The following is a 13,094-nucleotide window of genomic DNA, read 5'->3' on the forward strand; positions in this document are numbered from 1 at the left end:
GCATGCAATTGATCATCCAGTGGATGCCGAACTTGTCTGAGAAGGAGCCGAAGTAGGCACCCCAGAACATGTCCTGGATGGGCATTTCGACTTTGCCGCCTGCTGAGAGGGCGGTGAAGAGACGGTCCGCTTCTTCGCGGGTGTCGGGTTCGAGATTGATGTGCACGTTGTTGCCTGGGGTGCACTTGAAGCCCATCGACTCGGGGGAATCGGTGCCCATGAGAACGTGCTCGCCGAGGGTGGGCAGAGCGATGTGCATGACGAGGTTCTTGTCGGCCTCAGCGGCTGGCGGGCAGTCCGGGCTGGCGGGGATATCACCGAAGCGGGCGATGTGACCGACGTATTCGGTTTTGAAGACCGACTTGTAGAAGGCGAAGGCTTCTTCGGTGTTGCGGGGAAAGTTGAGGTAGGTGCTGACGCGGGACATGGTAGGGCAGTGGGTTGAAGTGTTACTTGCTCATGAGTTCAACGAGCTGATCAAATGCCTTGCCCCAGCCGTCCATGAAGCCCATGGCGGCGTGCTTTTCGCAGGCCTCCTTGGTCCAGTGGCGGGCGCGGGCGGTGTAGCGGGTTTTGCCAGTGGGCAGGGTTTCCCAAGTGAGGATGGCGGTGAAGAAGTGATTCGGATTGGGTTCCCAGTTGGGCAGATAGCCGTCGGTGAAGACGATTTTTTCGTTCGGCACGACTTCGAGGTAAACGCCGACATTGGGGAACTCCTGGCCTTCCGGGCTGCGCATGGTGGTTTTGCAGGTGCCGCCAGGACGAAGGTCGATCTCGCAAGCCGTGGTGGTCCAGGGCTTGGGGGTGAACCATTGGACGAGGAGGTCAGGCTGCGTCCATCCGGCGTAGAGTTTCGCGGCGGGAATGTCGGTCTCGCGCACGAGGACAAGTTCGCGTTCGGCGAGCGGAGATTCGATGGGGGCTGGGAGTGGCATGGTGAGAAAGAAGGTGAATTTTAGATGCTGGGTTTGCGAAAAACGTAGAAGTGGCGGACGAGGCAGATGATGCATAGAGCCAGGCAGAGGGTGATGAGCGTGGCATGCAACATGGTGGCAGTGGTGACGGATATACCGATGCCAAGCATGAGGCTGAGCCATGCAGCGAGGCATAGCGGGCACTTGGGAAGGAGAGCCAGCATGACTCCGGGGATGAACCAGCCGGCGCAGTGTTTCACAGCGCGCAGCTTTTTCCCGAAGGAGCAATGGCAGGCTGTGGTATTCATGCGGCTTTGGGGGTGGCGCTGCAGCCGCAGCATTCTTTGCCGGTGGTGCGGCCGTCGTTTTCATAGCGGTCGTGGCGCTTCACCCAGTCCATGAGATTGCCATTCACATTCTCCATGCGGCCCTTCGGCGTCTGATCGATGAACTGATAGGCACCCAGCAGGACCTCGCCGCCACGGCTGAAGGAGGAGTAGGTATGGTAGATCTGCCCTTCCGCGTCCTTGTAGAAGACGCTGAAGCCTGGCAGTTCTTCGCAATCAGGGCTGTAGTCCTGGGTGTTGAAGTTGTAGGTGATCTTGCCGTCCTTCACGCTCTTCGGTGGGAAGGAGACTTGGAAGTCTTGATTGAAGTCGGAGTGCGCAGCGGAAACCCAGCGAAACTTCCAGCCCATGCGTTTGCGGTAGGCCTCCAGTTTGTCGATGGGGCCGCGCGACACGGCCACGAATGAGAGATCGTGGTGTTCAAAGTGCTGGCGCGCGCCATCCACGTGATCACACAGGAAGGAGCAGCCGGTGCAGCCCTCTTCCCAATCGGGGCCAAACATGAAGTGATAGAGAAACAACTGGCTGCGGCCGTCGAAGAGATCGGCCAGCGATGCCTGGCAGGTGGGAGTGTCGAAGATGTAGGGTTTGGTGATTTTCACCCAGGGCAGTTCGCTGCGCAGGCGTGCCACCTCATCGCTGGCCTCCATCTGGGCTTTTTCCCTGGCCAGCAGGGCACGGCGTGCCGTCAGCCATTCTTCCGGAGAAACAATGGAATGGTCTTTCATGGTATGATGGTTTGATTGAGTTCGGTGCGGAAGGTGGAGGGGGCCTCACTGGACTCCGGGCCGGAGAGGTAGCGTTCCCAGAGATTGGGCACCAGCTTGTGGCCTTGGGATTCGATGATGTCCTGAAAGTCTCCCCAAGCCTGACCGAGTCCTTCATACGGACCGGTGTAAACGGTGCGCACGATGGTGGTGCCGGGGATTTCTCCGGGCTTTACCCGGCCCACGGGCTGCACTGAGCTGGACACGGGCACGCCGACTTCAAAATTGAAGATGCCAGGGGTCATGCCGAAGTGATGTGCAAAGACGGGGCCTTTGGGGCCGATGCCTTGGGCCTGAGTGGTGGCAATGACTTCGTGGATGGCCGGGCCCATCACTTCCTGAATTTGATCACGCGGCACGGTGATGTGGATCACGGCGGCGGGCTGGGCCTCAGTGACAATGGGGGCTGTGGGCTGGTCGAGCATGGTGGTTTCTCGTGAGAGGTTTTCAGGTCATGCTTTTGGGGTGGCTTCCACGATCTTCTTCAAATTGGCGAGGCCTTCGAGAAACTGGTCGCCGCACATTTTTTCGCAGTCCATGAACATGCCCATGATCTTGCCGATGAAGGGTTTCTTGCTCTGCATGGCCCAGGTGATCTTGGTGCCGGAGCCTTCGGGGGTGAAGGTGAACTGGACATCGCTGGTGCCGGCAAAGGGGCGCACAAAGGCCAGTTTCATGCCGACTTTTTCATTCGGCTTGCTCTCCACCAAGGTGGTGCTGCCTTCACCGACTTCATTGTTGCCGGACCACTTGTAGATGGCGCCGACGCCTTCAGGCGGGCCTTCGAGGCTCTTCTTCATGTTAGGATCAATCTTTGCCCAAGGCGACCATGAGTCCCACTGACGGAAGTCGTTCACGATTTTGAAGACTGCCTCAGGGCTGGCGGTGGTGGTGGCGGAACGGGTGACGTTCACGTCATCGGACTGGAAAGAGGCGATGACGCAGATGACGGCGATGATGAGGACGAGGCCGAGCAGGATTTTTTTGATCATGGTGTGCGCGTTGTGTGTTGGAGTTTGAAAGTAGATTACTTGGCGGCTTCCTCGGAGGATGAGCATTTTCCGAGCATGGCATCCCAGCGCTTTTGCATTTCTTCGGGAGATACTTTTTCGATCTCGTGCTGGAGCATCCATTCATGGCCGAAGGGATCGCGCACGGAGCCGCTGCGAAAGCCGTAGAATTGATCGCTGGCTGGCATGAGCGGAGTGGCACCAGCGGCGACAGCTTTCGCAATGGCGACATCTGCGTTTTCAACCATGAGGCAGAATTTCACGGGTGTGCCGCCGAGTGTTTGAGGGGACTTGTTCCAGGCGGGATTTTCATCCGAGAGCATGAGCAGGCTGCCTTGGAGATCGAGCTCGGCATGGCCGATCTTGCCGGACGAGGCATCGGCGAGACGGAAGCGTTCGGTAGCACCAAAGGCTGCGTGATAAAAAGCGATGGCCTCTTCGGCATTGTGCACGGTGATGTAGGGGCTGAAGGATGGGTAGGCGAGTGTGCTCATGGTGGGTGGTTGGTTGGAGTTGGTGTGTGTTTTGATCAGGGCTGGGAGGAGGATTTGACTTCGGCCATGGGGCGGCAGAGATCGGCAATGGGTCGGACTTCAATGGTGGCGCCGTATTGGAGGATGGGGCATTCCTGGGCGATGCGGACGGCTTCATCCATGCTGCCCACAGCGATGCGGAAGTATCCGGCGATGGCTTCCTTTGACTCGGCAAAGACGCCGTCGGTCACGGTTGCCCCCTTGGGGCCGGAGACCAGCTTGCCCTCTTCCATCAAGGGCTGTGCGCCGCGATGGATGCCGGTTTTGCCGAGACGATCCACCCAGGCGTAAAAGTCAGTCATGACGTGCTGGAGTTCAGAGGGAGACATGCCGTGGTTCCAGTGAGTGCCTCGAATGAGCAGCAGGTATTCGTCGGTGGGGTTTTGGGGATTCATGCGGGCGGGGTTTCGTTGGTGATGTCGGAGGCGGTACAGAGTTCGGGATCGAGCGGCCGGACCTCATAATGCAGGCCACAGGGAAGGGTGGGGCTGCGGGAGAGCAGGTCGGCGGCTTCTCGCAGGCTGCTTGCGCTGACGAACCAGTAGCCGCCCACGACTTCCTTGGCCTCGCCGAAGGGGCCGTCGGTGGTGACGCCCGCCTTTGAGACGTTGGCGCGGTCCGTGCCTAGGCGACTGCCGGGGCGCATACGGCCTGCCTCGATGTGGCGGTTCAGCCACGCATAAAAGTCGGTGATGGCGGTGTCGATCTCCTCCTTGGACTTGTCTTTGTCCCAATGTCCGCGCGAGATCACGAGGTAGTCATGGAGGGGAGTTGCAGAGTTCATGGCGAGGAGAGGACGTAGGTCGTTTAGGAATGAATTATCGAGGTTTCAAAAGGACGACGAACGGGCCAGACGAAAAAGGACATCGAAACAAAATTATTTTTGAGCGGGGCTATTTTCGGACTGCAGCGGTTTCACATGCGGTCAGCTGCCGCTCCAAAAAGCTGCGTTCGGAGGGGAGTGCCGCGAGGGCCAGTGCCTTGCGGTAGTGAGCGCCGGCTGCCTCTGCCTGGCCGAGTTCGGCGGCGAAGGCCCCGCGTGCTGAGTGCAGGGAGAGGTAGGCATCAAGTCCCTGTACGGCTGCAAGTGCCTCCAGCCCGCTCTCCGCACCAAGCACACGCCCCACGGCGATTGCGCGATTCAAGGCCACCACGGGCGAGGGCGTAAGCAGCACGAGCTGATCATACAAGGCGAGAATACGTGCCCAGTCGGTGGTTTCATGGCTGGCTGCCGTGCTATGGCATGCGGCGATCCCCGCCTCCAGATGATACTCCGTGAGGGTGTCCCCACGTGCGGAGAGCTGCAGGTGCTGAAGCCCGCGCTGGATGAAAGACTGATTCCAGAGGCTGCGGTCCTGTTCATGCAGGCGCAGAATTCCGCCGGTATCATCGGTGCGGGCCGGCAGGCGTGCGGCACTCAGGAGCATGAGGGCCAGCAGAGCATGGCACTGCGGCAGGCCGGTGTGCTGATGAGTGGCCAGCAGCTCGGTAAGACGGATCGCCTCATGGCAGAGATCGGAGCGTACCAAGTGCTCGCCACTGCTGGCCTTGTAGCCTTCGTTGAAGAGCAGATAGAGGGAGGTCAGCACGGCATCAAGGCGCTGCGGCAGTTCATGCGCCGCAGGCAGTTCAAAGGGCAGCGCCAGCTCGCGGATGCGCTGGCGTGCGCGTACGAGCCGCTTTGAGATGGCGGCTTCACTGGTGACGAACGCCGCCGCGATCTCCGCCGGACTGAGGCCGCAGAGAGTTCGCAGTGCGAGTGCGATCTGGGCCTCGGCAGACAGCTGCGGGTGGCAGCAGACAAACATCAGCCGCAGGGTGTCATCACGCAAGTTGGCATCATCCGGTGCTGCTTCCAGCGGCACGGCCATCCAGCGTGCCTGCTCTGCCGAGATGCCCTCCTCACGTTCGTTCCAGCGCTGTTCGCGGCGCAGTTGATCCAGCGCCAGATGGCGTGCGGTCTGGGTCAGCCAAGCGGCGGGATTATCCGGCACGCCGCGATAGGGCCACGTCTGAAGTGCACGCACGAGGGCTTCCTGCACGATATCTTCCACCCACTGCAGCCGCTGCGCGCCGAACTGACCTGCCAGCGTCGCGACCAGACGCGCTGACTCATGCCGGAAGAAATGCTCCGTGGCAAACTGAGCACTAGCAGTCGTGCTGGAGGGTGCGTCAGACATCGCAGATTCGATTATGCAGAGTCGCCACGTGGAGTTCCATTGGCCTGAAACAGACCGTCCACATAGTCGCGGGCGAGTTTGAGATTGTGACGAATCAGTTCCTGAGAGCGGCAAGTTTTGCCGATGAGCATGGAACCTTGCCAGAGGCTGTTTAGGAACCACGCTACTTGAATGGGATCAAATTTGGTCTTTGGCTTGTGCAGTTTCTTGGCGGCGGTGAGGAGCTTGGCGATGTTTTCGGTCCAGAGTTTCAGTTCCTTCTCGCATGCTGCCTGAAACGCCGGTTTTGTGGCGGACATCTCCTGGGACATCATGCCCACCATGCAGACGACGGCATCATCATTGCGCCGCGTGAAGCCGATCATGATATCAAACATGCGGTGCAGCTGTTCCAAGGGATCGAGTAAGGCGTCCTGCCAAGACTCGGCGTAGAGGGCGGTGCCCATGCGTCCCCACCATTCGATGGCTGCGATGCCGAGGGCTTCTTTGTTTTCGAAGTGGTGGAAAAAGCCACCCTTTGTCATGCCTGCTTCTTTGCAGATCTGATCGACCGAAGTGGCGGAGAAGCCCTGCTGCAGCATGAGGCGCACGGTGGCGTCGATCAACCGCTGACGTGTAGCGGCAGGATCGCGTTCGCGCTTGGTGCTGGTTGCTTTCTTTGACATACAAACCGGTTGGTATGTAACAAAAGGGGCGAGCCCGTCAAAGTTTTTTGCTCTTAGGCGTGGATCAGGGAATCACTTTGCTGCCTCGCCTACGCACCACAGATATTCCTGGCGGGTTGGGCTGGTCTTGGCGGAGCGAAGGTAGATGCGGTTGTCGCAGATGGCGGGAGTGCTGAAGGATTCATCGCCCAGCTGGTTTTGCGAAAGCAGGGTGAACTTCTCTGGAGTCGCCTCAAAAACGGAAGTGACGCCGCCTTTGCTCGTGACGTAGATGCGCGAATCGGCCATGACGGGGGAGCCATAAAACTCGCGGTCCACTTTCTCTGACCACAGCTCTTTACCGGTGGCGGACTTCCAGCAGGTGGCGCGTCCGCCATCTCCCACGGCGAAGACATGGCCGTTCTTCACAATCATAGATGGCACGTAGGTGCGGGTGACGTTCTCCCAGGCGATTTTGCCTGAGCCATCGGCTTCAACGGCCATCGTGTGAGTTTTCGGATAGCCACCGCCGAGGAAGATGCGGCTGCCATCGGTCACGGCGGTGACCACGGTTTCTTCGGTGCTGCCGTCGATGCTCCAGAGCTTTTTGCCAGTGAGGGGATCAAAGCTTTCCACCTTGTTGCAGCCTGCGAGCACGGCCTGCGTTTTGCCTGCGGCGTTGACGACCGCGGGGGATGCGTAGTTCGCCACGGGCGGGCGGTCCTGCTGCCAGACGATCTCGCCGGTGAGTTTGTTAAGGCCGGACATTTTGCCGCCGCCGCGATGATCTGCGGAGACGAGCACGATAGACTGATAGATGACCGGAGAGGAGCCAAAGCCCTGATGCACCTGGAAGTCGCACACGCGGCGCTGCCAGAGCTGCTTGCCGGAGAAATCGAGCGCGGTGGTGAAGATGGCGCCGTTGTTGAGGAAGTTGACGAACAAGCGCTCGCCGTCGCTCACGACATCGGACGAGGCCTGCGAGGAGATTTTGTGGCCTTTGGTGTTGAGGTTGCCGCGATGCACGACGGCTTCCCATTTCTTCTTTCCGGTGGCGCGGTCATAGCAGAGGACGAGCTGCTCCTCGGTCTCCATGTCAGCCGTGGCGAGATAGACATGGTCTGCCACGATGGTTGGCGAGCCATGGCCACGACCACGAACCTCGGCCTTCCATAGGACATTTTCAGCTTCATTCCATTTTAACGGAAGCTTTTGTCCGGCTGCTGCATGACCATCCATCGTGGGGCCGCGCCAGGCTGGCCAGTCGGCGGCGATGAGGTGAGTAGAGAGGAGCGCGGAAGAAAGCAGGAGGGCGTGGAATTTCATGCAGGCGTTGCATAACGCCGCGAAAAGAGGAGTGCTGTCAAAAGCACCGTGGGCCGCACTTATTTCGCAGCGACGGGTTTCATCAGACCGATGAGGGGATGATGAGTGACCGTGTCCCAGGCGATTTCCTACAGCAGCTTGTTGAGCTTCGCCTTGTCTTCATCGCTCATGTCTTTGAGGGCTTTGAAGGCGTTTGGCACCGGCAGGCCTGCGGGGCTGCGGCGGTAGATGATGGCGAAGTGGCAGTAGCTGGAGAGGATCTGAAGCGGCGCCAGCGCGTGGCCCCAGTAGTCGCAGAAGAGTTCGGCCTGGGTTTTCAATCCGGGCGCTTCGCCTTTGAGGATATTCTCACGCAATGTCACGGCCGCCATGCCTACTGGTACGATGAAAACGGACTGCTTTCCCAGCCGCTGGTTGATGCCCTGGACATAGTCCTCGATGTCCTTTGCGTAGCGCATGGTCGCATCGCGAAGTTTGGTGATGTCGGTGGCGTTTTGATCGGCCTTCTTTTTTGTGGCGAGAGGATAGACGGGGTTGTACTCATCACTCGGCATCCAGAACTCCTGCACGGTAATGCGCAGCGCGGGATTGTGCTCGATGCTGAGTTTTACAAACTGCTCGATGGCATCGTCCGGCCGCCAGATGGGGGAGAGGGTGAGCACGTCAACCTTGCCCGTTTTCAGCACCTGCTTTACGGCGCTTTTTCCTCGGGCACGTCCCAATGCTTCTGCACCGTGGAGCCGCCGATGCTCGACAGGCCCACAGGCTGATGCGCCAGCCCGGCAGATTTTGCGATCTCGTCCATCTGCTTGTAGGTGAAGACATGAAAGCTGTGCCCTCAGGTGGCCACGCGCTGCCCAGTGGTGATCGGCGGCAGCAGGTCATCTGCGTGAATGGTGGAAAGGGGCAGGCAAAAGGTGGCGAGAAGGAGCGATGCTTTCATGTGGGTGCAACAGCTGGCTGCTAGAACGACCGTGAGACAAAAATCCACCCTCAAATCGGCTCTCTAAAATTTCAGCATTTCACCCACTGGCAGCGGTTTGTTCAGACGGATGGATTCTTCTGCGACGAGGCAAAGGCCGGCGCTCCAGAGACCGTCCATGCCTGATGCGATGGGCTTTTTGCCGGTGCGTACCATGTCGATGCATTGGGCGATTTCTTCGCGCAGTTCAAAGACTTCGCCGCTATGCTTTTCGAGCTTTACCGTTTCGAGATTTTCACCGTCGAAGACTTTGAGGAAGTATTCGGGTTCGAGGGTGCGATCAAGCGCGCCGCTCCAAGCGGCCCAGAGCGCGCCCTTGGTGCCGCTGACTTTGACGGTTTGGTGGTGCTCGAAGGCGGCGAGTGTTTGCGATACCACGGCGTAGCTGCCGTTGGCGTATTTGAACATGGCGCTGAAGTTGTCGAACAGCGTTGGGCGCTGTTTGTCGCGGGAGTTGGCGTAGGCGTGGAGTTCCACGGGATCGCCGCTGCTTTCGAGGTACCAGCGGGCGAGGTCGAAGAAGTGGATGGGTTCTTCGAGGACCCAGCTGCCGACACGACTTTGATCATAGCGCCAGCCGCTGGCTCCCTGGCGGTAGGGTTTGCGGGAGAGTTCGACGAGGACGTACTGCGGATCGCCGATGGTGCCAGCGTCGATGATTTCTTTGATGCGGCCCCACTGGCTGGAAAGGCGCAGTTCGTGGCCGACGGCGAGATGGACGCCGTTCTGCTGAGCCCCGGCGACGATGGCTTTGCAGTCTTCCAAGGTGATGGCCATGGGTTTTTCCAGGAGGACGTGTTTGCCTTTCGCCATGGCGGCGAGGGCGATCTCTCGGTGCGTGTGGCTGGGGGTGACGATGTCGATGATGTCGAACTCGGACTGAGCGATCATTTCGAGGCTGTCGGCGAAGATCTGCGCCGTGGGGTAGAGCCTGAGAGCTTCTTCGCGCGAGGCTTCTGAGGGCGCGGAAATGGCAACGAGGTGGGCGTCAGGATTTCCTGCGATGGACTGGGCGTGGAATTTGCCCCAGGCGCCGAAGCCGGCGAGAGCGAAGCGAACAGGCGAAGACATATCAATGGCGAGGAGCGGTGGTGAGCGGTGTGACGGGATCAGGAACGCGCCGACCCTGCACTTCATTCAGGCGGCATGCCGGCAGATGCGGCAGGACATGCTTGGCGAAGAGGTCGCACTCTTCGAGATGCGGGTAGCCGCTGAGGATGAAGGCACGCATGCCCATGTCCATGTAGCGGTTGAGCTTGGCGAGCACCTGTTCGGGATTGCCGACAATGGCACTGGCGCAGCCGCTGCGGGCGAGACCGATGCCGCTCCAGAGATGGGGCTCGATGTAGAGATCGGTACTCTGGGCGCGGAGCTCGTCCTGGCGCTTGACCCCGGCGCTCTGACTGTCTTGGGAACGTGCTTTGATCTCGGCCCCTTTTTCGGCAGTGAGTTTGGAAATGAGACGGTCTGCTGCGGCGCGGGCCTCGGCTTCGGTTTCGCGGACGATGACATGGGCACGGAATCCGAAGTCGATTTTGCGACCGTAGCTGGTGGCTTTTTCGGACATAACGCGCATGGTTTCGGCGATGCGGTCCTCCGTCTCGGGCCACATGAGGAAGACATCACAGTGTTTGGCGCACAAATCCTGGGCTGCAGGCGAGATGCCGCCGAAGTAGAGCAGAGGGCCGCCGTTTTGCTGGTAGGGCTTGGCGGGCTCGGTGGTGGGCAGGCTGATGTTGTAGAAGTCGCCTTTCCATTCAAACGGGCCGTCGGTGCGCCACAGCCCCTGCAGGATCTGGATGATCTCGCTGGCACGGGCGTAGCGGACTTCATTGCTCTCCTTGATGCCAGGCATGTCAGAGGAGATGATATTGATGCATAGACGGCCTTTGGCGATGTGATCGACGGTGGCGAGCGCCCGTGCGAGCATGGGGGGCCAGACTTCGCCCATGCGCAGGGCGACGAGCTGATTGATCTGCGTGGTGAGCGGCGCCATGGCGGCGGCAAAAGCCAAGGCGTCCTGTCCGGCGATCCAGCCGGAGGGAAGGAGGATATTCTGGTAGCCGAGAGCGTCGGCTTTTTTGACGATGTCGCCGCAGTGTTCGAAGTTGGAGCGGATGGAGCCATCTGGAATGCCGAGGAATTTGTAATCGTCGGAGCAAAGTGCGGCAAACCAAGCTACTTCACACTTGCGATCAGGGGTGCGAATGGGTAAGTCACTCATGAGAAGATTTTTGACGGGAGGACATTGATCCTGCTGGACAGGGAGAGATCAACAGGCTTTTTATTCGAATGCGAAAAAACCCAATAGTCCAACGTGAAACGCTAGGGGCTGCTGTGCTGCAGGTTCGCAGCGGGCGTGCGACCTCGCGTACGACTCTGGCCAAGGCATTAGGAATTTCGCCTTCGACGACCGGGTTGTATGTGGATCATTTGATCGCCGAAAAGTACCTGAATGAATCGGGCTTGAACCAAGGGCCGATGGGCCGTCCCCGGCGCATTTTGAGTACGCAAGCGGAAGCGGGCTGGTTTGCCGGCTTGGAATTTAATGCCCAGCGCATTCAGGCCGTGGGCGTGGATTTTTCCGGCAGCGTGAAGATGACCTTGGAGCTGCCCTTGCCTGTAGATGTGTTGGCAGATCAGGTGATCAAGTCGATTCTCACCTGCGTGGCCCGGTTGGCCGAGGCGATGCAAGGTCCGCTGCTTTCGGTTGGTCTGGGAGTTCCCGGGCTGGTGGATGCGCATGCAGGTGTGGGGTTGTATTATGCATTCATCCCTGATTGGAATCGGGTGCCGGTGGCTGATGAGATCGGATCCAAATTGAAAGTTCCTGTCATTTTGCAGAACAACCTGAGGGCGATTGCGCTGGCTGAGCGTTGGTTCGGTCTCGGACATGGCTTGAATGATTATGTGATCCTCGGACCTCGGAGTGGTTTTGGCGTCGCCATCGTTCAGGACGGCAAAGTGATCGAAGGTTCGCATCATGCCGCCGGAGAGGTGGGGCGCTGGCCGTGGCCCTTGATGGGAGGAGCTGGTGACGGCAAGGAATTGCACCATGCGCTGAGCGCCCCCGCGACATGGCGGAGGCTGGCAGGAGTGGATGGGCTGGCAACGCTGCCTGAAGATCTGCGCGCAGGTCTCGCGGCTGTTTCTGATTCAGCAGGGCCGGAATGGGAAGCCGTGTGTGCCGACTACGCACGAGTGATTGGCTTGTTGCATATGATCATCGACACCGGGGTTTTCATCCTTCATGGCCCCTTGACGATGCTGGGGGAGCGTTTTTGCCAATCGGTTACAGATACCGCATGCGCGCTGATGCCTGCTTTACGTGGGGGAGGACTGAAAATCGTGCCTTCGACACTGGGTGATAATGCAGGTGCCCTCGGGGCGGCGAGTCTGGCCATGGAGGCTTGGTCTCCTGCCTGAGCATTCCGGCTGCGGGCACAAAAAACCGGGTGGCAGGATTGGTTCCCGCACACCCGGTGAGTGGAGTCTCTTGAAGTATTACTTCTCCAGAGGTTCTTTGGCGGCCTTCCAGCCGGAGATGCCAGCGGAGAGGTGTTTCACGTTCGTGTAGCCGAGCTGGCTGGCGGCATTGGCTGCGGCCTTGTAGGCGCTGCAGGCAGGACCACCACAGTAGGCGACGACGAGAGCACCCTTGTCAGCAGGCAGGGCGCTGGCGAGGTTGGAGCCCTGGGTTGCGAAGTCGATGGCGGTTGGCACATGGCCTGCCTTATAGGAGGCGGCGCCGTTCACGTCGATGACGGTGACTTTCTTGTCAGCGATGGCCTTCTTGAGATCGGCAATGCTGATGTCCGGGAACTCGGCTGCGAAACCGGCGGAGGCGACGAGGGCGAAGACGAGTGCGATGAGTTTCTTCATGATTGGATTTGGGTGGGTTGAGTTAAGTGGTGCGCGTTAGACTGTGCGCGGCAGCGGCCCCGTTTTCCGGGGCAAAGGTTTCAGGTTCGAGAGTATGATGACATCATGCGTGCGAGTGAGATGCAGGAGCCGGCGGGTTTATTCCCGAAAAAAAACAAATTCTGACCTGCTGCGGCAGCGGCTGGAGCAGGGGAGGCGTGGGGGAAACCCGGGAGACATCATGGCAGGCTGTAGATTACAACGTTCCTAGATACGGTTGGTTTTGCCAAAAGATTCAAAAGTTCTTAGAGTGCTGGAATGAAGAGGCGCGCAAAGCCGTTGCGCAGGCGATGCAGGACCGGCGCATTTTCCAGCATCTCGTGTGTGATTTCACAGCTGTGGGCCAGCTTGGCATCCATCTCCGCCGCGAGCCGCTGGCATAGTTCAGCGTCGTGGCAGGCGAGGTTGAATTCAAAGTTCAGGCGCAGGCTGCGTGGATCCCAGTTGGTGGACCCAAGGAAGGACCACAC

Annotated in this window: 18 protein-coding genes; 1 reads left to right on the top strand and 17 read right to left on the bottom strand. The window is 59.3% G+C overall.

Going from position 1 to position 13,094, the window contains the following annotated elements:
- From WAW39_RS28705 to WAW39_RS28775, 15 genes are all read right to left on the bottom strand, one after another.
- Positions 1-427, bottom strand: a 427-nt coding sequence (locus tag WAW39_RS28705) for a VOC family protein (protein ID WP_422322927.1), incomplete at its 3' end; no start/stop codon positions are given.
- A gap of 22 nt (positions 428-449) precedes the next feature.
- A complete protein-coding gene (locus WAW39_RS28710) occupies positions 450-935 on the bottom strand; it encodes an SRPBCC family protein (RefSeq protein WP_422322929.1) in 486 nt (161 codons plus the stop codon).
- 20 nt (positions 936-955) lie between these two features.
- Positions 956-1,222 (bottom strand): hypothetical protein, encoded by a 267-nt coding sequence (locus WAW39_RS28715; protein ID WP_422322931.1) that lies wholly within the window; start codon positions 1,220-1,222, stop codon positions 956-958.
- Positions 1,219-1,989, bottom strand: a complete 771-nt coding sequence (locus WAW39_RS28720) for a DUF899 domain-containing protein (RefSeq protein WP_422322933.1) — start codon at positions 1,987-1,989, stop codon at positions 1,219-1,221. The genes WAW39_RS28715 and WAW39_RS28720 overlap by 4 nt, the downstream gene beginning before the upstream one ends.
- A complete protein-coding gene (locus WAW39_RS28725; RefSeq protein ID WP_422322935.1) occupies positions 1,986-2,453 on the bottom strand; it encodes a GyrI-like domain-containing protein in 468 nt (155 codons plus the stop codon). Before WAW39_RS28725 ends, WAW39_RS28720 begins: the two co-directional genes overlap by 4 nt.
- Before the next feature lie 27 nt (positions 2,454-2,480).
- Positions 2,481-3,020, bottom strand: a complete 540-nt coding sequence (locus tag WAW39_RS28730) for an SRPBCC family protein (RefSeq protein ID WP_422322937.1) — start codon at positions 3,018-3,020, stop codon at positions 2,481-2,483.
- Positions 3,021-3,055: 35 nt separating this feature from the next.
- Positions 3,056-3,532, bottom strand: a complete 477-nt coding sequence (locus tag WAW39_RS28735; RefSeq protein WP_422322939.1) for a VOC family protein — start codon at positions 3,530-3,532, stop codon at positions 3,056-3,058.
- A gap of 35 nt (positions 3,533-3,567) precedes the next feature.
- On the bottom strand, positions 3,568-3,966 hold the full coding sequence (locus tag WAW39_RS28740; RefSeq protein ID WP_422322941.1) for a YciI family protein: 399 nt from the start codon (positions 3,964-3,966) through the stop codon (positions 3,568-3,570).
- Positions 3,963-4,355 (bottom strand): YciI family protein, encoded by a 393-nt coding sequence (locus WAW39_RS28745; RefSeq protein ID WP_422322943.1) that lies wholly within the window; start codon positions 4,353-4,355, stop codon positions 3,963-3,965. Before WAW39_RS28745 ends, WAW39_RS28740 begins: the two co-directional genes overlap by 4 nt.
- 109 nt (positions 4,356-4,464) lie before the next feature.
- A complete protein-coding gene (locus tag WAW39_RS28750; protein ID WP_422322945.1) occupies positions 4,465-5,751 on the bottom strand; it encodes an RNA polymerase sigma factor in 1,287 nt (428 codons plus the stop codon).
- 11 nt (positions 5,752-5,762) lie between these two features.
- Complete coding sequence (locus tag WAW39_RS28755; protein WP_422322947.1) at positions 5,763-6,416, bottom strand: TetR/AcrR family transcriptional regulator; 654 nt, start codon at positions 6,414-6,416, stop codon at positions 5,763-5,765.
- A gap of 72 nt (positions 6,417-6,488) precedes the next feature.
- Complete coding sequence (locus tag WAW39_RS28760) at positions 6,489-7,721, bottom strand: PQQ-binding-like beta-propeller repeat protein (protein WP_422322949.1); 1,233 nt, start codon at positions 7,719-7,721, stop codon at positions 6,489-6,491.
- A gap of 128 nt (positions 7,722-7,849) precedes the next feature.
- Complete coding sequence (locus tag WAW39_RS28765) at positions 7,850-8,383, bottom strand: hypothetical protein (RefSeq protein WP_422322951.1); 534 nt, start codon at positions 8,381-8,383, stop codon at positions 7,850-7,852.
- 344 nt (positions 8,384-8,727) lie between these two features.
- A complete protein-coding gene (locus WAW39_RS28770) occupies positions 8,728-9,774 on the bottom strand; it encodes a Gfo/Idh/MocA family protein (RefSeq protein WP_422322953.1) in 1,047 nt (348 codons plus the stop codon).
- Between the two features lies 1 nt (position 9,775).
- The gene (locus tag WAW39_RS28775; protein WP_422322955.1) at positions 9,776-10,927 is read right to left on the bottom strand and encodes an LLM class flavin-dependent oxidoreductase; all 1,152 of its coding nucleotides are present in this window, start codon (positions 10,925-10,927) and stop codon (positions 9,776-9,778) included.
- Between the two features lie 68 nt (positions 10,928-10,995).
- Here WAW39_RS28775 and WAW39_RS28780 point away from each other — a divergent pair, with 68 nt between their 5' ends.
- Positions 10,996-12,129 carry an ROK family protein gene (locus WAW39_RS28780; protein ID WP_422322957.1) on the top strand — a complete coding sequence of 378 codons (1,134 nt, stop codon included), beginning with the start codon at positions 10,996-10,998 and terminating at the stop codon, positions 12,127-12,129.
- Between the two features lie 78 nt (positions 12,130-12,207).
- Here the strand turns inward: WAW39_RS28780 and WAW39_RS28785 are convergent, their stop codons facing one another.
- Positions 12,208-12,585: a rhodanese-like domain-containing protein gene (locus tag WAW39_RS28785; protein WP_422322959.1), complete on the bottom strand. Its 378-nt coding sequence runs from the start codon at positions 12,583-12,585 to the stop codon at positions 12,208-12,210.
- A gap of 284 nt (positions 12,586-12,869) precedes the next feature.
- Positions 12,870-13,094 (bottom strand): phospholipase D-like domain-containing protein (locus tag WAW39_RS28790; RefSeq protein ID WP_422322961.1); only part of this gene is annotated, 225 nt, incomplete at its 5' end.

The sequence above is a fragment of the Prosthecobacter sp. genome (assembly GCF_049294395.1).
Taxonomy (GTDB): Bacteria; Verrucomicrobiota; Verrucomicrobiia; order Verrucomicrobiales; family Verrucomicrobiaceae; genus Prosthecobacter.

Bases quoted from the DNA above. Each gene is read 5' to 3' on its own strand.
- WAW39_RS28710 (WP_422322929.1), bottom strand. From the start codon at position 935: ATGCCACTCCCAGCCCCCATCGAATCTCCGCTCGCCGAACGCGAACTT.
- WAW39_RS28715 (WP_422322931.1), bottom strand. From the start codon at position 1,222: ATGAATACCACAGCCTGCCATTGCTCCTTCGGGAAAAAGCTGCGCGCT.
- WAW39_RS28720 (WP_422322933.1), bottom strand. From the start codon at position 1,989: ATGAAAGACCATTCCATTGTTTCTCCGGAAGAATGGCTGACGGCACGC.
- WAW39_RS28725 (WP_422322935.1), bottom strand. From the start codon at position 2,453: ATGCTCGACCAGCCCACAGCCCCCATTGTCACTGAGGCCCAGCCCGCC.
- WAW39_RS28730 (WP_422322937.1), bottom strand. From the start codon at position 3,020: ATGATCAAAAAAATCCTGCTCGGCCTCGTCCTCATCATCGCCGTCATC.
- WAW39_RS28735 (WP_422322939.1), bottom strand. From the start codon at position 3,532: ATGAGCACACTCGCCTACCCATCCTTCAGCCCCTACATCACCGTGCAC.
- WAW39_RS28740 (WP_422322941.1), bottom strand. From the start codon at position 3,966: ATGAATCCCCAAAACCCCACCGACGAATACCTGCTGCTCATTCGAGGC.
- WAW39_RS28745 (WP_422322943.1), bottom strand. From the start codon at position 4,355: ATGAACTCTGCAACTCCCCTCCATGACTACCTCGTGATCTCGCGCGGA.
- WAW39_RS28750 (WP_422322945.1), bottom strand. From the start codon at position 5,751: ATGTCTGACGCACCCTCCAGCACGACTGCTAGTGCTCAGTTTGCCACG.
- WAW39_RS28755 (WP_422322947.1), bottom strand. From the start codon at position 6,416: ATGTCAAAGAAAGCAACCAGCACCAAGCGCGAACGCGATCCTGCCGCT.
- WAW39_RS28760 (WP_422322949.1), bottom strand. From the start codon at position 7,721: ATGAAATTCCACGCCCTCCTGCTTTCTTCCGCGCTCCTCTCTACTCAC.
- WAW39_RS28770 (WP_422322953.1), bottom strand. From the start codon at position 9,774: ATGTCTTCGCCTGTTCGCTTCGCTCTCGCCGGCTTCGGCGCCTGGGGC.
- WAW39_RS28775 (WP_422322955.1), bottom strand. From the start codon at position 10,927: ATGAGTGACTTACCCATTCGCACCCCTGATCGCAAGTGTGAAGTAGCT.
- WAW39_RS28780 (WP_422322957.1), top strand. From the start codon at position 10,996: ATGCGAAAAAACCCAATAGTCCAACGTGAAACGCTAGGGGCTGCTGTG.
- WAW39_RS28785 (WP_422322959.1), bottom strand. From the start codon at position 12,585: ATGAAGAAACTCATCGCACTCGTCTTCGCCCTCGTCGCCTCCGCCGGT.